This window comes from Streptomyces sp. G5(2025) (assembly GCF_049542075.1).
In the GTDB taxonomy this organism is placed as follows: Bacteria; Actinomycetota; Actinomycetes; order Streptomycetales; family Streptomycetaceae; genus Streptomyces.
In genome coordinates, this window is sequence record NZ_JBMUZT010000006.1 from 4063757 (window position 1) to 4081062 (window position 17306).

Annotated in this window: 19 protein-coding genes and 1 pseudogene; 12 read left to right on the forward strand and 8 right to left on the reverse strand. The window is 72.2% G+C overall.

Going from position 1 to position 17306, the window contains the following annotated elements:
* Positions 1-86 precede the first annotated feature (86 nt).
* Both ACOBQB_RS29250 and ACOBQB_RS29255 read right to left on the reverse strand, forming a co-directional pair.
* Complete coding sequence (locus ACOBQB_RS29250; protein WP_423595801.1) at positions 87-923, reverse strand: hypothetical protein; 837 nt, start codon at positions 921-923, stop codon at positions 87-89.
* A gap of 131 nt (positions 924-1054) precedes the next feature.
* Positions 1055-1153, reverse strand: a pseudogene (locus ACOBQB_RS29255) (ABC transporter permease); the annotation flags it as partial.
* 180 nt (positions 1154-1333) lie between these two features.
* Here ACOBQB_RS29255 and ACOBQB_RS29260 point away from each other — a divergent pair.
* Positions 1334-1753: an SH3 domain-containing protein gene (locus ACOBQB_RS29260; RefSeq protein WP_423595803.1), complete on the forward strand. Its 420-nt coding sequence runs from the start codon at positions 1334-1336 to the stop codon at positions 1751-1753.
* Between the two features lie 49 nt (positions 1754-1802).
* Positions 1803-2195 (forward strand): hypothetical protein, encoded by a 393-nt coding sequence (locus ACOBQB_RS29265; RefSeq protein WP_423595805.1) that lies wholly within the window; start codon positions 1803-1805, stop codon positions 2193-2195.
* A 30-nt stretch (positions 2196-2225) separates the two neighbouring features.
* Here the strand turns inward: ACOBQB_RS29265 and ACOBQB_RS29270 are convergent, their stop codons facing one another.
* Complete coding sequence (locus ACOBQB_RS29270; RefSeq protein WP_423595807.1) at positions 2226-3563, reverse strand: SGNH/GDSL hydrolase family protein; 1338 nt, start codon at positions 3561-3563, stop codon at positions 2226-2228.
* Between the two features lie 193 nt (positions 3564-3756).
* On the opposite strand from ACOBQB_RS29270, the gene ACOBQB_RS29275 reads away from it, so the two are divergent.
* Positions 3757-4665, forward strand: a complete 909-nt coding sequence (locus tag ACOBQB_RS29275; protein WP_423595809.1) for a LysR family transcriptional regulator — start codon at positions 3757-3759, stop codon at positions 4663-4665.
* Positions 4666-4684: 19 nt separating this feature from the next.
* Here ACOBQB_RS29275 and ACOBQB_RS29280 read toward each other — a convergent pair whose 3' ends face one another.
* From ACOBQB_RS29280 to ACOBQB_RS29290, 3 genes are all read right to left on the reverse strand, one after another.
* Positions 4685-5143, reverse strand: coding sequence for a DUF7144 family membrane protein (locus tag ACOBQB_RS29280; RefSeq protein WP_423595811.1), 459 nt, complete (start codon positions 5141-5143; stop codon positions 4685-4687).
* Positions 5144-5310: 167 nt separating this feature from the next.
* The gene (locus ACOBQB_RS29285; RefSeq protein ID WP_423595813.1) at positions 5311-6240 is read right to left on the reverse strand and encodes an SGNH/GDSL hydrolase family protein; all 930 of its coding nucleotides are present in this window, start codon (positions 6238-6240) and stop codon (positions 5311-5313) included.
* Between the two features lie 109 nt (positions 6241-6349).
* Positions 6350-6715 (reverse strand): PH domain-containing protein, encoded by a 366-nt coding sequence (locus ACOBQB_RS29290; RefSeq protein ID WP_423595815.1) that lies wholly within the window; start codon positions 6713-6715, stop codon positions 6350-6352.
* A 233-nt stretch (positions 6716-6948) separates the two neighbouring features.
* On the opposite strand from ACOBQB_RS29290, the gene ACOBQB_RS29295 reads away from it, so the two are divergent.
* The gene (locus ACOBQB_RS29295; protein ID WP_423595817.1) at positions 6949-7152 is read left to right on the forward strand and encodes a hypothetical protein; all 204 of its coding nucleotides are present in this window, start codon (positions 6949-6951) and stop codon (positions 7150-7152) included.
* A 1-nt stretch (position 7153) separates the two neighbouring features.
* On the opposite strand, the gene ACOBQB_RS29300 is transcribed toward ACOBQB_RS29295, so the two are convergent.
* Complete coding sequence (locus ACOBQB_RS29300; protein WP_423595819.1) at positions 7154-7978, reverse strand: NAD(P)H-dependent oxidoreductase; 825 nt, start codon at positions 7976-7978, stop codon at positions 7154-7156.
* Between the two features lie 98 nt (positions 7979-8076).
* Between ACOBQB_RS29300 and ACOBQB_RS29305 the strand changes: the two genes are divergently transcribed.
* Entirely contained in the window at positions 8077-8979 is a 903-nt protein-coding gene (locus ACOBQB_RS29305) for a helix-turn-helix domain-containing protein (protein ID WP_423595821.1), read from the forward strand.
* On the opposite strand, the gene ACOBQB_RS29310 is transcribed toward ACOBQB_RS29305, so the two are convergent.
* On the reverse strand, positions 8946-9422 hold the full coding sequence (locus ACOBQB_RS29310; protein ID WP_423595823.1) for a DUF4232 domain-containing protein: 477 nt from the start codon (positions 9420-9422) through the stop codon (positions 8946-8948). The two genes, ACOBQB_RS29305 and ACOBQB_RS29310, sit on opposite strands and share 34 nt — an antisense overlap.
* Before the next feature lie 660 nt (positions 9423-10082).
* Between ACOBQB_RS29310 and ACOBQB_RS29315 the strand changes: the two genes are divergently transcribed.
* The 7 genes from ACOBQB_RS29315 (at position 10083) to ACOBQB_RS29345 (ending at position 17297) form a co-directional block, all read left to right on the forward strand.
* Positions 10083-10622, forward strand: coding sequence for an O-methyltransferase (locus ACOBQB_RS29315; RefSeq protein ID WP_423595825.1), 540 nt, complete (start codon positions 10083-10085; stop codon positions 10620-10622).
* Positions 10623-10975: 353 nt separating this feature from the next.
* Positions 10976-11344: a hypothetical protein gene (locus ACOBQB_RS29320; protein ID WP_423595827.1), complete on the forward strand. Its 369-nt coding sequence runs from the start codon at positions 10976-10978 to the stop codon at positions 11342-11344.
* Positions 11344-12798 (forward strand): FAD-binding oxidoreductase, encoded by a 1455-nt coding sequence (locus ACOBQB_RS29325; RefSeq protein WP_423595829.1) that lies wholly within the window; start codon positions 11344-11346, stop codon positions 12796-12798. Before ACOBQB_RS29320 ends, ACOBQB_RS29325 begins: the two co-directional genes overlap by 1 nt.
* Positions 12795-13568: an SDR family NAD(P)-dependent oxidoreductase gene (locus ACOBQB_RS29330; protein WP_423595831.1), complete on the forward strand. Its 774-nt coding sequence runs from the start codon at positions 12795-12797 to the stop codon at positions 13566-13568. Before ACOBQB_RS29325 ends, ACOBQB_RS29330 begins: the two co-directional genes overlap by 4 nt.
* Positions 13569-13718: 150 nt before the next feature.
* Positions 13719-14681 carry a GNAT family N-acetyltransferase gene (locus ACOBQB_RS29335; protein ID WP_423595833.1) on the forward strand — a complete coding sequence of 321 codons (963 nt, stop codon included), beginning with the start codon at positions 13719-13721 and terminating at the stop codon, positions 14679-14681.
* Between the two features lie 55 nt (positions 14682-14736).
* Complete coding sequence (locus tag ACOBQB_RS29340) at positions 14737-16800, forward strand: FAD-dependent oxidoreductase (protein ID WP_423595835.1); 2064 nt, start codon at positions 14737-14739, stop codon at positions 16798-16800.
* Positions 16704-17297, forward strand: a complete 594-nt coding sequence (locus ACOBQB_RS29345) for a hypothetical protein (protein WP_423595837.1) — start codon at positions 16704-16706, stop codon at positions 17295-17297. Before ACOBQB_RS29340 ends, ACOBQB_RS29345 begins: the two co-directional genes overlap by 97 nt.
* Positions 17298-17306: the final 9 nt, after the last annotated feature.

Here is a 17306-nt window from a genome sequence, read left to right on the forward strand (position 1 = left end):
AGCAGAAGGCGCGAGGCGTGGTGGTGTGAGGCCTCACGCGATCCTCCGGCCCCGCCCGCCCCGCCGCACCCGCTCCCCGATATCGCTCACGCGGCCGCCGCTCGGCGCAGCCGGGGAAACAGCCACGCCCCCAAGGCCACCAGCAGCCCCGCGCCCACCAGTACCCACGAAGCGGCCCGCACGGACGCCGTCAGCGCGTCGTACACCGCGGCGCCCGCCTCGCGCGAGATGTCGGAGGGCAGGTCGTCGAGGGTGAGGGCGCGGCCGATCGCGACGGCGGCCGCCAGGGCCGCGGCGGCGAGGGCCGCGCCGAGCGCCGTGGCGATGGCCGCCCTGCGGCGGCGCGTGGCGAGGAGGACGCCGGTGACGGCGAGGACGGCTGCCGCCACCGCGAGCCGGGCTCCGGCCACCTGGAGAACGTGGAAGCACTGCCGCAGCTGTCCGAGGTCCTTGGACTGGAGGACCGTGATCTCGGTGTGCCGTACCGGGATCTTCGAGGCGAACGGCACGCCGTCGTCGTCCAGTTGCTGTTTGATCTGCTGGGTGATGGGGGCGAGGTCGATGGTGACCGCACCGTCGGAGTCGTCGCTCCAGGCCCGCCGCACGGCGTCGTGCGCCGCGCGGTTCGCCGCGTCCCAGGCCATCTTGTAGGCCGCCGTCTCCGTGAACGACCGCACCGCGTCGCGTACGAACGCCTCGACCGCGCCCTGGAGCGGGCCCACGTCGACCTCCTTCATCACCGCGCCGGTCACCTCGTCCGCCACCGCCGTGCGCACCGCGTCGTCGGAGGCGAGCGGCGCCATCGTGGCGACGTAACTGTCCCGGTCCCCGATCTCGTACTTCGCCCAGGTGGAGAGCGCGCCGAGCGGGACCAGGAGGCAGGCGAGGACGAGCAGGACGGCGGACAGGGCGGTTTTCGGCACGTCTACAGGCAAAGCCCCGGCCACGCGGGATGCGACCGGGGTGACTGCATATGGGGCAACGGCGTCCACCGTGGCCGGTCCGACCACCGCACCTCTACTTGCGGCTGTACTACCGCATCGTCACCGGCCCGCAGCCCGAAGATCGTCCAGATCCAGGAGAACGCGAAGGAGAAGACGAGCAGGACCGCGATCCCGGCCACGACGCCCACGAACCCGCCGTCCGGCCGGAAGCGCGCGGTTGTCGCCGAAGGTCTTCATCAGACCCACGGTCTCGATGGCCGTGCCGCTCATGTCCGCCCCGGAAACTCATCGGTTTCCGGTGTGGCGCGGGCTCCGGTGGAGCGCTGGGCCGAACGGGTGTTTCCTGGATGAACCGGCGTTTCCCGGATCAGGGAACGAGGAGGCCGATCATGCGAATCGCTCTGACGCTCGGGGCCGCGTGCGCGGCGGCGGTGCTGACCGCCGGACCCGCCGGAAGCGCGGCCGCGGCCACCGCCGCGACCCCCGCCGACAACGACCGCGGAGTCATCTGGGGCACCGTCGTCTCGGGCCCCGACCTCAAGGTCAGGGACCGGCCGGGCACCGACGGCAGGATCGTCGCGAAGCTCCCGCACGGCAGCCAGGACCGCGTCGAGTGCTCCGTCAAGGGCACGACCACGGTGCACGGCAACGCGCACTGGTACTGGCTGACCGGCGTCCGTGGCTGGGTGAGCGCGGCCTACGTCGACACCCACGGCCGTCACGTGCCGAGCTGCTCCGCCGCCGACCCGTGCCCGCAGTGGCGGGACCGGGACTGCCACCACGACCCGTGCGCGTACCGCGACCGCTGACGTACGTCCGGCACGGACGGACAGACAGGGCACAGAGAAGGGAACCGTCATGGCACACGCCGCACCCGCCTTCCGCACCCGCCGCTCGCGGGCCACGTCGAACGCCGCCCGCTGGGCCGGCCTCGCCCTGGCCATGGGCATCGTCTACGGCCTCTGGGCCGGCCTGATCCGGCGCGACGGCGGCCCGCTCACCGCCGGGAGCGCCCTGTTCGGCGTCCTCGCCGGTCTCGTCTTCGCCGTCCTCATGTACGCCCTGCACCGGATCGCGCCCACGCTCCCCCGCGAACTGCGCGCCATGTCGTGGGCGGTGTTCGCGGGGATCAGCTTCGGCTTCCTGGTCAGCGCGGGCGGGGCGAGCGTGGTGCGGTCCACGATCTTCGGACTGCTGGCCGCCGCGAGCGTCTTCGCGGTGACGTTCTACCGCTACTACACGACGGAGTGAGCCCGGGAACCCAGGGAACGCGCCCGGCGGTTACAGCGACTTCAGGTCGACCGCGCGGGCCATCGCCCGGTACCCGGCGTCGTTCGGGTGCAGGTGGTCGCCGCTGTCGTACGCGGGGGCGATCCGCTCCGGGTCGCCCGGGTCGGCGAGGGCCTTGTCGAAGTCGACGTACGCGTCGTACTCACCGGACGTGCGCACCCATTTGTTGAACGCGTCGCTCACCTTCGCCGAGTGAGTGCCGTAGTGGTCGGAGCCGCCGAGCGGCAGCAGCGTCGCGCCGACGATCCGCACGCCCTTGGCGCGGGCCTCGCGGATCAGCTCGCGGTGGCCGTTGATGAGCTGCCGGGCGGTGACCTTCGGAGCGGGCCTGTAGGTGGGGTGGTCGCCCTCGTAAAACCCGATGTCGTTGAGGCCTTCGAGGATGACGACCGTGCCGACGCCGGGCAGGTCGAGGGCGTCCCGCGCGAAACGGTTGGCGCTCCGCTCGCCGTACCAGGCCGAGTCGTTCAGGACGAGGTTGCCGCCGATGCCGGCGTTGAGGACGGGCCGCTGGTCGCCCGCCGCGGCGAGACGTTCGGCGAGAGCGTCGGACCAGCGGCGATTCTTGTCGGTGGAGGAGGCGAAGCCGTCCGTGATGGAGTCGCCGAAGAGGACGACACCGTCCCGCCGGGCCGGGCGCTCGCCGCCGCTCACGTCCACGCCCGCCAGGTAATACCAGGACTCCGTCGACTCGCCGAAGGCCTTGGCGCCGGTGTCGGCGGTGTGGTCGCCGTCCGCGCGGTAGCTGGTGGCGAAGGACTGGGCGTGGAAGGTGGCCGGGCCCGTCGTCCCCGCGAGGTGCAGCGTGACGGTCACGGACTCCCGGGGCGCGAGGTCCAGCGCGGCGGCGTCGCTGGACAGGTCGGCGCCCGCCGGGATGGTGACCGAGCGCTTCCCGTCGAAGGTGAGCCGCCGCACCGAGCCCTTCTCCACCGCGGCCCCCTTCTTCACTCTCTTCTCCGCCCCCTTCTCCGTCCGCGCGACGGTGGCGCTCTCGATTCGCAGCGGTGAGGCGCCGTACCGGTTGGAGAGCCTGATACGGGCCCGGTCGCCGCCCTCGGTGACGCGGACGACCTGGCGCAGCGTCTGCCCGTCGAAACCGGCCTCCGACCAGTTGGCCTTGAAGCCGGTGCTGGGCCGTTGCGGGGCGGCGGCCCAGGCGGCCGACCACCCCGCCTCCGACTTCTTGGCGGCCGAAGTGGCGGCCGAAGTGGCGGGCGAAGTGGCGGGCGAAGTGGCGGGCGAAGTGGCATGGGCACCGCTCAGGACGGCCCCGGCGGTCAGCGCGAGGGCGGTGGCGGTGGCGGTGGCGGTGGCGACGGCGGTCATACGGGCACGCGAAATCATCGTGATCTCCGGAGAGTTGAGAGAAAGGCCCGCTCCAAGAAGACGGGGTGCGGGTGCCGGCACGGGTGCCGAACCGGTGCTCCAAAGATCCACCGGCCACCCGGCCCGATCAACGGCGATCCATGAAACGATCCCTGCGTTCACGCTTATCGACGCAGGTCACAGGGGGTATGCGATGGAACGGCAGGAGCTGGAGACCTTCCTGACACTGGCCGAGGAGCTGCATTTCGGCCGCACCGCCGAGCGCCTCCTGCTCTCCCAGGCCCGCGTCAGCCAGACGGTGAAGAAGCTGGAGCGCAAGATCGGCGCCCCCCTCTTCGAACGCACCAGCCGGGTGGTGCGCATGTCACCCCTGGGACGGCAGTTGTACGAGGACGTGGCGCCGTTGCACGCGCAGCTGGAGGCGGCCGTGGCGCGCGCCAAGGACACCGCGCGGGGCGTCGAGGGCGAGTTGCACGTCGGCTTCCTCGGCTCGGGCGCGGGCTCGCTGACCGCGCCGATCCTCGCGACGTTCCGCGACCGCTGCCCCGGCTGCGAGATCGCCATACGCGAGACGCAGTTCCACGACCCGCTGGGCCCCCTGCGCGGCGGCGAGATCGACGTGCTCTTCACCTGCCTGCCGGTGACCGAGCCGGACCTGACGGTCGGCCCCGTCGTCGTCAACGAACCGCGCGTCCTCGCCCTGCCGCTCGGCCACCCGCTCGCCGCACGCGCGTCGGTCTCCCTGGAGGAGATGGCGGGCGAGACCTTCTTCGGCGTCGCCAACGGCGCGCCCGCCTACTGGTGGGACTTCCACGTGCCGCGCCGCACGCCCAGCGGCCGCGAGATCCGCCGCGGCCAGGCCGTCGCCAGCTTCCAGGAACTGATGACACTGGTCGCCACCGGCCAGGGGATCTCCCCGATGGTCGCCTCCGTGCAGCGGTACTACTCCCGCCCCGACGTCGTCTTCGTACCACTGCGTGACGTGCCCTCCGCCGACGTCGCGCTGATCTGGCGCACGGCGGGCACCAACGCCCGCTCCGAGGCGTTCGTCCGCGCGGTCTCCGACACCGTCGCGGCGAACGGCGGCCCCGCCGCGTACTAGCCCGGCCCCGGGTCCCTTTTCAGGGCCCGGCCACGTCCGAACGGTCCGTGCACAGCGCCCAGATGACGAAGACGCCGAGCGCGATCGAGATGAACGCCCACACCGGCGTGTACGGCAGCCACAGGAACTGCGCCACCACGCCGAGCGCCGCCAGCGCCACGCCGGCCGCCTTCGCCCAGGCCGCACCCTTGAGGACGCCCCAGCCGGTGACCGCGATGACGAGCCCGAGCACCAGGTGGATCCAGCCCCACGTGGTGAGGTTGAACTTGTACACGTAGTCGCCGACGCGTTCGTACACGTCGTCCTTGGCGATGCCCGCGATGCCGACGAACACGCCGAGGACGCCGTTCACCAGCATCAGGACACCGGCGAACATCGTGCCGCCGGTGGCCCACGGGTTCTCCTCCACCGGGTGGGGGTGGCCCGGCGTATGGGGGTGGGGGTGGCCGCCCGGCGTAGGGGGCGTCGCGCTGCTCATGGCCGCCTCTTTCCTCGGTCCTCCGTCGCGGAGTCCTCTGTCGCGGACTCACAGCGTGTGACGGCGGGCCGTGGGCGGCGACCGGGCCTACTCCGAATGGGCGTCCCTCGGCCGGGCCGCCGCGGCCGCCCGGCGAGCGCGCGCCGAGTGCGCGCCGAACGCACGCGCTACCGGAGGTCGGACGCGAGAGCCCCGGCGATGGCGGTGGCCATACGGCGGATGCCCGGTGAACGGGCCGGACACGGCCGTGACTTGGCTGTGGTCGGCGCCAGACAGAAGTGCAGGTAGTCGTCGTCGCGGTGGAGCGAGGTGACGCCCCGCCCGGGCTCCGTGCAGTACGCCGGGTGCTGCGTCTCGTACGCGGTGCACGGCAGTTTCTCCGCCCAGGTGTACCGCGCGGACGCCGGGGCCACCGCCTTGCCGGCGTCGGCCACGAGACCATCTGGGGCGCGGGCCTGCGCCCGGTAGAGGTCATTGACGCGGCGGACGCGGTCGGGCGAGATCGGATCGGGCCCCTGGAGCACCCACACGACGCGCGTCCGCCCCGCACCGGCGGCGTCGATCTGCTGGACCAGTGACTTCGCGTCGGCGGCGTACCGGTCGAAATACCTCTCGCGCGCCTTGTCGTACGTGATGCCGTCCATGCACGGCGTATAACCCCACGCGTTGCCCCAGAACTGGAGCACCACGTAATCCGGCCGCTCGGCACGCACCAGGGCGGCGGCCTTGTCGGCGTCGGGGACGAGGGAGTCCTTGCCGGCGCCTTCGAGGTAGTCGCAGAGGGTGGTGCCGGAGTAGGGCGCGCTGCGGTACCGGGCCCCGAGACGGTCCTTGAGCCGGGCGCCCAGGACGTCCTGGTTCTCCATGGCCAGGGAGTCCCCGAGATAGAGCACCTTGGGGGCGGGCTTGTCGGCGATCCGCTGCCGGGCGGTGGAGGTCGCCGAGGGCGGCGGCGCGGAGGGCTCGCGCTCGGCCGGCGCGGCGCGCGGGGCGTCCGGCACGTTCTGCGGCGCCGCCTCGCCCCCGGCCCCCGGGTCCCCGCACCCGGCGAGCAGCAACGCCCCGGCCAGCACCCCCGCGGCCCACAGCTTCCTCACCGGCAACTCCCGCCCCAGACAGCCGAAACGACCCCCAGGCAAGCACACGCGCGGCACCGGGCGGAAGGCATCGGCGTGCCAACTCCGGCCGGAGCCGCGCGGCGTGGCCCTAGCGCGCCACGAACTGCGTGAGGATCGCCTGCACCTCGTAGATGTCGACACCCTTGGTGAACGTCTTCTGCAGCGGCACCTGGTTGCCGGAGATCCAGATCTTCAACTCGGCGTCGAGGTCGAAATGGCCGGCCGTCTCCACCGCGAAATGCGTGATGCTGCGGTAGGGCACCGAGTGGTACTCGACCTTCTTTCCGGTGATCCCCTGCTTGTCGACCATGATCAGGCGGCGGTCGGTGAACAGCATGGTGTCGCGTATCAGGAGGTACGCGGCGTGCACCTGCTCGCCGTGCCCGAGCAGTCGGGCGTACTCGTTCTGTGCCTTCGCCGGATCGACGGTGTGCGCGTTGCCGAAAAGTGCCATGTCAGGCCCCCCACTGTGTGGATCCACGCGGTGGATCGTTCCCCATGCCCCGTGGCCCGGATGAACCACGGGATCAGGCCAACCCTAACCGCGTGGCCCTCGTGACCCGCCCCCTTCCCATGGCTTTCCGGCGGCACGGCCGGACGTGAATCAGTGAAGCTCTGCCCATGGGTCTGAGATGATCGGGGCCCGAACGAAGGGCTCTACGGAGACCCGCGTCAGGTGGGGTGGGGATGTCGATGATGGTGTTGGTGCTCAGCGTGGCGGTGCTGATCGCGGCGGCGGGCCTCGGAGCCGTCGTATGGGCGGCGCGGGGCGGCCCGCGCTGGGTCCACGGGGTGGCCAAGGCCACCACCGTCGCCGCCGAGTTGGCCGCCGTGGCCGCCAAGAAGGGCCGCAGCAACAGCACCGGCGGCAGCAGCGGTTCCGGGGACTAGATCAGGTGAGCCGCTCGCGTACGCGCCCCGGGCGGCGGTGCAGCCCCAGCCCGGTGACGCCCGGCTCCTCCACACCCGGCAACAGCCGCATGTCGTGGTCGTAGTCGCCGCCGACGAGCGTACGGAACGGCACGGTCTCGTCCGTGAACAGCCCGTCGAGCCGCGCCGCGTACGCCTCTCGCACCGCCACGAACTGTTCCTCGGACATCTTGTCGGCGCCGCCCACGGCGAACGGCGCGAGCGGCGCGATGCCCGTGAACCACAGCAGGCCGTGCTGGATCGGGTACAGCACATCCCCTATCTCCCCGTGGATGCCCCGGTCCGAGAACGACGTCTGCCGCGCCCCCGCCGTCACCGACACCAGCGCCCGCCGCCCCGCGAGGACCCCCTCGCTGTAAGGCGGCGGCACGGCGGGCCCGTAGGCGAACCCGGCGGTGAACACCCGGTCGATCCAGCCCTTCAGGATCGCGGGCGCGGAGAACCACCACAGCGGGAACTGGAACACCACCGCGTCCGCCCACCGCACGTTCTCCTGCTCCGCCGCGACATCGGGCGTCAACCGCCCGGCGAGGGTGGCCTCCTGCGAAGCGGCCATCACATGCAGCCGAGACGTGAGCCCGGCATCCCCGTCCCCGTGCCCCTCCGGGTAGTCATCCGGGTAGTCATCGGCATCGACTGTCGCCTTCCACTTCATCGCGTACAGGTCGGACACCCGCACCTCGTGCCCGGCGGCACGCAGATGACCGACGGCGAAATCGGCCAGGGCGGCATTGAGGGACCGGGGATCGGGGTGGGCGCTGATGACGAGCACCTTCTTCGCGTTCATGGACGCCACGCTCTCGCGCACGGCGGCAGCCGACCAGCCCCCTGCGCGACGGCGGAACGGCGTTCCTGGTACCGGCAGTCCCACCCATACTGGTGTCCATGGGCAGCGGCGGCATACAGAGTGACGGGAGAGACACGGGCCGGGAACTGGGCGGCTTCCTGCGCGCCCGCCGGGCCCGGGTCACGCCGGAGGACGTCGGTCTCCCGGGCGGCCACCGCCGCAGGGTACGCGGCCTGCGGCGCGAGGAACTGGCCCAGCTGGCCGGCATCAGCGTCGACTATTACGTACGCCTCGAACAGGGGCGTGCCACCCAGCCGTCCCCCGAAGTGCTCGACGCACTCGCGCGGGCGCTCGCCCTGGACGCGGCGGAGCGCACCCACCTCACCACCCTCACCACTCTCGCCACGGCCGGGCGCGGCCCGGCACCGGAGGCCCGGGTCAGCCCTCTGCTGCGGCGCGTCCTGGACGCCGTGGCCGACGGGTTCCCGGCGTTCGCGACCGACCACCGCCTGGACGTGGTCGCCTGGAACGCCCTCGGCGCCGAACTCCTCGGCGGCCTCGCCGACCCGCCCCGGCGCGACCGCAACAACGCGCGCTACGTCTTCCTCGACCCCGCCTCCCACGACGTGCACCCGGACTGGGCCGACCGGGCGGCGGAGGCAGTGGGCCAGCTGCGGGTGGCGGCGGCCCGCTACCCGAACGACACGGAACTGGCGTCCCTGATCACCGAACTGACCGCACGCAGCGCGGAGTTCCGCCGCATCTGGGACAGCGGCGAGATAGTGATGTGCGCGTCGGGCAGCAAACGCCTGCGCCACCCGGCGACCGGCGTCCTCACCCTGGACTTCGAGAGCCTCCACGTCCCGGCGGCGCCCGGCGAACCGGGCCTGGTGGTGCACGTGTTCGGTGCGGAGGAGGGCACGGAGGAGGCGGCGGCGCTGGCCGGCCTGGCCGCAAGGCCGACGGCTCAGAAGGTGTCGGCGCCGTTGCGGAGCTGGTAAGTCCAGTACCCGGTGGCCCACCTCGCCGGATCCACGGCGATGCCACCCTCACCGGGCACGGTGACGGCGGCGATGCCGCCGCCGCCCTGCAGGGTGACGGAGAAGCCGGTGACGACCTCGTTGCCCTCGTGGACACCGCCGTCCGACAGCTTCACGAGGGCGTAGGCGGGGGCGCCGGCCTTGAGGACGACAGGCGCGGCGGGCTTGCTCTTGGCGACCGTCGGCACGTTCTCGCGGTGGCTCTCCAGGAACTGGATCTCCGGGAAACCGGTCATCGTGCAGCTGCGGCCCGAGGTGTTCTTCGCGGTGAGGACGATGTGCGTGTACGGCGGACCACCGTGGCGGTCGGCGCTGACGGAGACGTCCTTGGTGGTGCAGCCGGCGGCACCGCTCTTGGCACCCCCCGCCACATGCGTGGACCCGGTGGACTTCGAGGAGGACACCGTGACGGTGGTGGGTGTTCTCCACCGGCCCCGACGGACTTGGCCGCAGCGTCGCCCCCGCCACAGGCGGTAGAGAGAGGGCGAGAACGGCGGCGCCGGCGGCGGCGAGGACGGTGGTGCGGCTGCGGAAAGTACGCATGGGAGTTCCCCGGGAGTCGAGACGGACAAGCGCCAGCACGATCCGCCCGACCGTCTCCGACCACGGCTGACCCGCTGACACCCCTGAGCCTGCCCCTCCCCGCTCACGTCCCCCTGCCGCCCGACTCACGTCCGGCTGCCGCCCGCAAGGCCGATCGACCTCTGCCGCCGCCTTCCGGCTCTCTTCCGGAGTCCTGCTTCGCCGGGCCGTATACCTGCTTGCCCTTGGAGCCGATGTCGACGAACACCACCTCGCACCCTGTGGGGCCAGGTCGGTATGCGCGGCGAAACCGCAGGCGAACGCAGCGGCTGCGCACTCAGGTCCGCGGACGTGCGCCCAGGGGAGGTGCGCAGGAGCGTGCCCGGCGTCGGCGGGGGCACGCGCTCGGCCGGTGCGGGTCTGGAGCGCGGCTGAAGGCTCGCTCGGGAAAGCATCCAGGGCCGTCGCTCGTGGGGGCGGTATCTGTAACGCTCGGGCCGAGAGACCTCGAATGTCTCGAACCTCGTGACGGGGAGTTCCGCATGCCCAATGCCGCTTCTTTCACCGAATGCTCCGCCGTGCCTTCCGTCGAAGCCGCCACGGGAATCCTCCTCCGGCAGTTGGTTCTGGCGGCCGGACCGCTCAATGTGCTCCAGATCGGCTGTCCGTACGATTCGTCCACCGCCGGGCTCGCGGCGGCGATGAGCGAGAACGGGCGTGGCCGGGTCATCTGCTACGAGCCGAACACCGTACGCGCCGAGGCCGCCGCGGCGGCGGTCGAGGAGGCCGGACTCGGGCAGTACGCGGAGGTGCGGGTGGGTGGTCCCGAGCGGTTGCAGGCGACCGTCCCCGGGCCTGTCGATCTGCTGCTGCTCGGTGGTCCGCCGGAGTCCTTCCTCGCGCGGCTGAAGCTGGTGGAGCCCCGGATGCTGCCAGGCGCGGTGGTGGTGGCTCATGGCGTGCGGGACGTTCAGACGCTGTGCGCGGGGTTTCTCGCCCATGTCCGGTCTTCCGGCAGCGGCTATGTGTCGCTGCCTCTGCCCATTGACGGCGGTGTGGAGATGGCCGTCCGCGCTGCTTGACGACTCCGCGCGTCGACACCTAGGAGTGCTGTGTCCCTTCGTCCGTTCAATCCGGAGTTCCTGCCCGAGGGGCATCCCGACAAGATCGCCGCACCGCCCCGCGGCACCACCCCGGGCGCTCTGTGGCGGGGGCTCGTGCGTTTCCTCCTGCTGCCGTCCTACCGGGCCCTGGTGGCGCTCGGGTCCATGCATGTGGCCGCGCTCTGGCATCCGGGGTTCGGGCCCCAGTGCCGTCCTCCGCAGGAGGAGCCGTCCAGCTACAGGACGTCTCGATCGGGTTTCGAGAGGGGGCCGGAAGCCTGGCCGGGACATCCCCCTCCCCCAGCTTCCCCAGAGAATCGAGGAGATCTGTGATGAGCGACGCACGCCTGGTCGGCACCTGGACCACGCAGTTGGACGACGACGGGAAGGCCGTTCCCGGGCTCGTCTGTTTCTCGGCGGACGGCTCGGTCGTCTCCACCCAGCTCAACACCAAGAACATCGGCCTGGGCACCTGGCGTGCCACGGGCCCGGACAGTTTCGAGTACGGCTTCCACATCCTGGCCGCCGATCAAGAGGGCAAGCATGTGGGGGAGGCACATGTCCGGGTGTCGGGCGAGTTCATCTCGGACATCGAGTGGCAGGGCACCGGCGGCGCCGAGTTCTTCGACCCTCAGGGCACCAAGCTGCGCGAACACGCGGGCTCCAAGGTGACCGCGAGCAAGTTCGGCATCGGCGACTGATGCGGGCGGCTGCGCTGCGGGACCGGCTCGACGGGGACCTGGTTCTGCCGGACGAGGCGGGTTTCGCTCTGGCCCGACAGCTCCAGAACACCGAGTACGACACGATCGAGCCGTACGCCGTCGCGTACTGCGCCTCCGAGCGGGATGTCGCGCTGTGCGTGCGCCACGCCCGGGAGCACGGGGTGCGGCCGCACATCCGGGGTGGCGGCCACAGCTTCAACGGCTGGTCGACCGGTGCTGGGCTGGTCGTCGACCTGTCCCGGATGAACGACGCCGTGGCCGAGGGGCCCGTGGTGCGGCTCGGGGCGGGTGCCCAGTCGCTGGACGCGCTGGACGTCCTGCGGACCCAGGGGCGGCAGATCGTGACCGGCACGTTTCCCACGGTCGCCGCGGGCGGCTTCCTGACCGGTGGCGGGATCGGCTGGCAGACACGGAGGTTCGGGCTGGGCAGCGACCGGGTCACCGCGGCACGCGTGGTGCTCGCCGACGGCCGGACCGTCCGCTGCTCGCCCACCGAGGAGCCCGATCTGTACTGGGCGCTGCGCGGTGGCGGCGGAGGCACCTTCGGGGTGGTCACGGAGTTCGAGGTGCTCCCGATCGACGCGCCCGAGATGACCGGCTTCGAGACACTGTGGGCGTACGACGACGCCGTGCGGGTGCTGACGGCCTGGCAGGAGTGGGCCGTCGACGGTCCCGACGAACTCGGCACCTCGCTGGTGGTGCTGCCGGGCATGTTCGGGCCCGGCGGGCGTCCCGTGGTCAAGGTCTGGGGCGTGCACCTGGGCCCGGACGAGGCGTTGTGCGCCGGGCTGGACGAGCTGGCGGAACGGGCCGGGAGCAAGCCGCTGAGCCGGACCGTCGGTGCGCGGGGCGGGTATGCCGAGGTGATGCACGAGGCGCTGTGCGGCTCGAAGACGGTGGCCCAGTGCCGCCGTACCGGAACCGGTCCCGGAGCCGAGGGGCACCGGCATCCGTACACCAGGCAGAGCTATCGGCTGACCGCCCGGGCCGCGACCCGGGATGAGTCGGCGGCGCTGCTCGACGCCTGGGACCCCGCTCTCGACGCGGCGGGCCAGGAGCGCTATCTGCTGTGCATCGCGCTGGGCGGAGCGGCGAGCCGGGTGCCGGGCACCGCGACCGCCTACGCCCACCGGAACGCACGGTTCCTGATCGGCTATCAGTTCGCCTGCCGCGAGGCGGCGACGGACCCGGCGGCGCCGGCGCGGCTGACCGCGCTGGCGGACCGCGCGGCGACGGCACTAGAGCCGCTCGCCTGCGGCTCGTACATCAACTTCCCCAGCTCACGGGTGGGCGGGGACTGGGAGACGGAGTACTTCGGCGCGAACCGTCTCCGACTGCGCGCCGTGAAGCGGGCCTACGACCCGGAGGACTTCTTCCGGCACGCGCAGAGCATCGGCCACTGTGCCCCGACGACGACCGAGGTGGAGTCATGAGGACGGATCTGCGGAACAAGGTCGTGCTGGTCACCGGCGCCTCCTCGGGCATCGGCCGGGCCACGGCCGTGGCGTACGGGGAGGAGGGCGCGAGGGTCGCGATCACTTACCACAGCAACGAGGGCGGGGCCCTGGAGACCGCCCGGCTGGTGACCGAGGCGGGCGGGACACCGCTGGTGGTGCGCTACGACCTCGCGGACGAGCGGTGCATACGGGACGCGGTGGGACGGGTCGCCGAGGAATGGGGCGGCATCGATGTGCTGGTGGCCAACGCGGTGGTCTGGAGCGAGGCGATCCCGCGGCCCGGGCAGCCGGTGCCGCGCTTCGAGGACGTACCGGCGAAACAGTGGCAGGAGGTGCTGCGCACCGGTGTCGACGCCGTGTTCCACACCCTTCAGGCGGTGCTGCCGTGGATGCGCGGGCGGCCGTGGGGCCGGGTCGTGCTGCTCGGCGCGGGCCTCGCGGACACCGGCAAGGCCGGGGCGGGGGCGTACGGCGCGGGCAAGTCCGCGCTCTTCGGGCTGATGCGGAGCCTGGCCTGGGAGCTGGGGCCCGACGGGATCCTGGTCAACATGGTGGTGCCCGGGCAGACCAGCACCGAGACCGTGCGGGCGCATGTGCCCCCGCGCTTCCTGGAGGAGAAGGGAAAGACCCTGCCGTCGGGCCGGATGTCCGCGCCCGAGGACGTGGGCCGGGCCGTGGTCTTCCTCGGCTCGGCCGCCAACGGAAACACCAACGGCGAGACGCTCCGCGTGACGGGCGGCGCCTGACGGGTCCGATCAGCCCCCACCCGTAGTACCGGGCCCCGTCGTCTTCCAGGAACTCCTGGAGTGCGACGGGGCCCGCCTCTTTCCGCGCTGGTGCCCGGTGTCGAGTTGTCCTCGACGGTGCTTCGAGAGGTCCGGGCCACCGTGTGGGGCATGGAGATTCGTAGCCTCGACGGCGATGAGCCGGCGGCCATCGCCGCATTGCTTCCCGGGTTCCGGGAGACCATGAGCCTGGAGCTGCCCGGTGATCCGCCGGTCACGGAGGCGCTGCTGGCGCGGCTGTTCCAGCGGCGGCACGGGACCGAGCGGATCGTGCTCGTCGCGTACGACGGCGGCACCCCGGCCGGTGTGCTGAAGCTCGGGCTCGATCTGGGGGATCCGAGCGGACCGGGACACGGTTCGCTGTGGGTGTTCCCCGGATACCGGCGGCGCGGTGCCGGACGGGCCCTGGCGGCCGCGGGCCTGGCGGCGCTGCGGGAGCGGGGCCGGGATCTGCTGCTGGCCGACGCGCCCAGGGCGGCCGCCGGTGAACGCTTCGCGGCGGAGCTCGGCGCGGAACTCATCGGCGAGAGCGTGCGCCATCGGCTGCGGCTGGCCGGGCCCGCCCGCGCGGTGTTGCAGGCCGCTGCGGCCCGGCCGGTGCCCGGTTACCGGCTGATGGCGTGGCAGGGTGCCTGCCCGGACGACCTGGTGGAGTCCTACGCGCGGGCCTGGAGCGCGCTGGAGGAACGGGTCAACGGCCAGGCCCGGGTGCGGCGTCCCTCCGCCGACGACGTGCGGGCGCGGGAGGCCGAGGCGGAGCGGGCCGGGCATCTGCCCCATGTGGTGGCGGCGTTGCCCGAGCACGGCACCGCGATCGTCGCGTACGCCACCGTGTTCCTGCGCGACAGTCCGATGGCGGACGTCGGCGAGCGGCTGGTGCTGCCGCAGCACCGGCGGCGTGGTCTGGCCAGCCGGCTGACGGCCGAACTGCTGCTCGGGGCCGCCCGGGAGAACGGCCGTCTCGCGCTGGTCCAGGTCTTCGACGACACCGCCAACACGGCCGTGGTCGCGCTCAACCGGAAGCTCGGCTTCGAGGCCGACTCCTACTGGTCGACGTACGCGCTCAAGGCCTGAGCGGTCGCCTTCCCCCGATCCTCCCCTTGTTCAAGAGCCGAGCCGAGAGGACCCCATGACCACCGTGATCCCCGCCGGGCAGCGCACGCGCAACGCCGAGCTGGTCCGCGAGCTGTACGGGACGCTCCACCGCGAGCGCCGCCTTGAGGAGGCGGACCGTTTCTTCCATGCCGACTGCGTCGAGCACGATCCGGCGGCGGGCTGGCGGACATCGGACCGTGCATTCCCGGAGCTGCGCGCGGACATCGACCACCTGGTGGCCGACAACGACCGGGTGATGCTCTTCGCGACCTGGACCGGACGCACCCGCTCGGGAGCCGAACTCCGGCTGCACACCGCCGAGTTGTACCGGCTGCGGGACGGCAGGGTCGCCGAGCACTGGAACGTGGCCGACCGGGACGTGCTCGCCGCGCACGGCGTGGAGTACGGTCCGGAACAGAGCGGTCAGCCGGCCGCCCCCGGTCTGCACGGCCCGCACAGCGACACCGAGCGGGCCAACGCGGATCTGGTGCTCGGCGCGTACCGCGACGTCTTCAGCGAGCACCGGCTGGAGCTGGCCGAGCGCTACTACCACCAGGACTACCGGCACCACAACATGCGTACGGACGCGGTGCCGGACGGCCTCGACGCGTTCAAGGCGTTCTTCGCGGACAACATCGCCGCCTTTCCCGACCTGGTCACCACCGTGGACCACATCGTCGCCGCCGACGACCGGGTGATGGTCTTCGTGACCTGGACCGGCACACTCACCGGCGCGTGGAGCGGGGCGGCCCCTCCGGGCTGCCGCTTCAGATGCGCACCTGTGACCAGTTCCGCATCGAGCGCGGCAAGGTCGCGGAGCACTGGGAGGTCGTGGACTACCTGGCCCTGGGACGGGCCGGGCTGCCGACCCCGTGAGCAGGACCGACGTCCGTTCCGAGAGCCGATGTCCGAGGCCGATATCCCAGAGAGGGACTGTGCGATGACCACCGCTTCCGACCCTTCCGACAGCGCACCCGTACTGATCGTCGGCGGCAGCCTCGTCGGGCTGTCCACCGCCGTGTTCCTCGCCCGGCACGGGGTCCGGTGCACCATGGTGGAGCGCCATCCGGGTACGTCCATCCATCCGAGGGCCGTCGGCTACTACCCCCGGACCGGGGAGCTGCTGCGGCAGGCCGGCGTCGAGGATGCGGCCGTACAGGAGGGGGCGGGGTTCGCCACCCACCGCACTCGTGCCGGGGTGGCCTCGCTGGCGGGAGAGGTGCTGTTCAGCAAGGAGGAGCTGGAGGGCGACGAGGACCTGGGCGACCTCACCCCGTCCCGGCTGCTGCTGCTGCCGCAGGACCGCCTGGAGCCGCTGCTGCGGGACCGGGCCGTGGAGCTCGGCGCCGACCTCCGGTTCGGTACGGAGCTGTTGTCCTTCGCGGAGGACCCGGAGGGAGTGACCGCCGTCCTCGGTGACGACGCCGGCACCCGTACCTTCCGCAGCTCCTATCTGGTGGCCTGCGACGGGCCGCGCAGCACCGTGCGGGAGGCGCTGAAGGTGCCCCGGCAGGGGCGCGGGGTGCTGTCCCGGCATGTGAGCATCGCGTTCGGCGCCGATCTGCGCCCGGTGCTCGGGGAGCGCCGCTACAGCGTGGTTCATGTGAAGAACGATCAGGTCACCGGCATCCTCGTGCATGACGACACGTTGTCCGGGGGCACGCTGATCGTCGAGTACCGGCCCGAGGACGGCGAGAGCCTGGAGGACTTCACCGACGGCCGCTGTGCCGAGCTGGTGGGAGCCGCCATAGGAGCGCCCGGAGTCGAGGTGACGATCCGTTCGCGCTTCCCCTGGGACATGGCGGAGCAGGTGGCCGAGGGCTTTGTGCACGGGCGGGTGCTGCTCGCCGGGGACGCGGCGCATGTGGTGCCGCCGACCGGGGGGTACGGGGCCAACACCGGTATCGCCGATGCCCACAACCTCGCCTGGAAGCTCGCCCTGGTGGTCGAGGGCATCGCGGGGCCGGCCTTGTGGAGACGTACGACGCCGAACGGCGGCCGGTGGCCGGTTACACGGCCGAGCAGGGGTACCTCCAGCTGGCCCTGCGTTCCGGCACCGCCACCCCGGAGCAGCGGGCCGCCGTCGCGGACGCCGTGACGGTGACATCGGGCCAGGCGTACCGCTCCGCCGCGATCGTCCAGGAGCCGGTCGGCGCGGATCTTCCGGTCGCCTCCGATCCGCGGGCGCTGCGCGGGGAGCCGGGGACCCGGGCACCGTATGTGATGCTGTCGCGGGGCGGCGGACCCGTCTCCACGCTCGACCTGTTCGGGCGGGACTTCGTCCTGCTGACCGGGGAGCGCGGCCACGAGTGGCTCTCGGCCGCCGTCTCCGCCTCCGCCGAGCTGGGCCTGAAACTCATGGCCCACCGGGTGCTGCCGGGTACGGGCGGCGGGGCGGGCACGCTGGCCGATCCGGACGGCACCTTCGGCGAGCGCTACGGCGGTCTGCGCCCCGAAGGCGCGGTACTGATACGGCCGGACGGTGTCGTCGCGTGGCGGTCACCGGGCGCGGACCCGGAAGGCGAGGAGACCGCGGTGCTCACGGCGGTACTTCGGAAAGTTCTCGTACGAGGCTCCCGTACGGGGACGAGTTAGGGCCAGGGT

Coding starts and splice junctions, on each gene's coding strand:
- ACOBQB_RS29290 (WP_423595815.1), bottom strand. CDS start 6,715: ATGGCACTTTTCGGCAACGCGCACACCGTCGATCCGGCGAAGGCACAG.
- ACOBQB_RS29320 (WP_423595827.1), top strand. CDS start 10,976: ATGAGCGACGCACGCCTGGTCGGCACCTGGACCACGCAGTTGGACGAC.
- ACOBQB_RS29300 (WP_423595819.1), bottom strand. CDS start 7,978: ATGAACGCGAAGAAGGTGCTCGTCATCAGCGCCCACCCCGATCCCCGG.
- ACOBQB_RS29315 (WP_423595825.1), top strand. CDS start 10,083: ATGCCCAATGCCGCTTCTTTCACCGAATGCTCCGCCGTGCCTTCCGTC.
- ACOBQB_RS29275 (WP_423595809.1), top strand. CDS start 3,757: ATGGAACGGCAGGAGCTGGAGACCTTCCTGACACTGGCCGAGGAGCTG.
- ACOBQB_RS29295 (WP_423595817.1), top strand. CDS start 6,949: ATGTCGATGATGGTGTTGGTGCTCAGCGTGGCGGTGCTGATCGCGGCG.
- ACOBQB_RS29330 (WP_423595831.1), top strand. CDS start 12,795: ATGAGGACGGATCTGCGGAACAAGGTCGTGCTGGTCACCGGCGCCTCC.
- ACOBQB_RS29260 (WP_423595803.1), top strand. CDS start 1,334: ATGCGAATCGCTCTGACGCTCGGGGCCGCGTGCGCGGCGGCGGTGCTG.
- ACOBQB_RS29305 (WP_423595821.1), top strand. CDS start 8,077: ATGGGCAGCGGCGGCATACAGAGTGACGGGAGAGACACGGGCCGGGAA.
- ACOBQB_RS29335 (WP_423595833.1), top strand. CDS start 13,719: ATGGAGATTCGTAGCCTCGACGGCGATGAGCCGGCGGCCATCGCCGCA.
- ACOBQB_RS29265 (WP_423595805.1), top strand. CDS start 1,803: ATGGCACACGCCGCACCCGCCTTCCGCACCCGCCGCTCGCGGGCCACG.
- ACOBQB_RS29340 (WP_423595835.1), top strand. CDS start 14,737: ATGACCACCGTGATCCCCGCCGGGCAGCGCACGCGCAACGCCGAGCTG.
- ACOBQB_RS29280 (WP_423595811.1), bottom strand. CDS start 5,143: ATGAGCAGCGCGACGCCCCCTACGCCGGGCGGCCACCCCCACCCCCAT.
- ACOBQB_RS29325 (WP_423595829.1), top strand. CDS start 11,344: ATGCGGGCGGCTGCGCTGCGGGACCGGCTCGACGGGGACCTGGTTCTG.
- ACOBQB_RS29270 (WP_423595807.1), bottom strand. CDS start 3,563: ATGACCGCCGTCGCCACCGCCACCGCCACCGCCACCGCCCTCGCGCTG.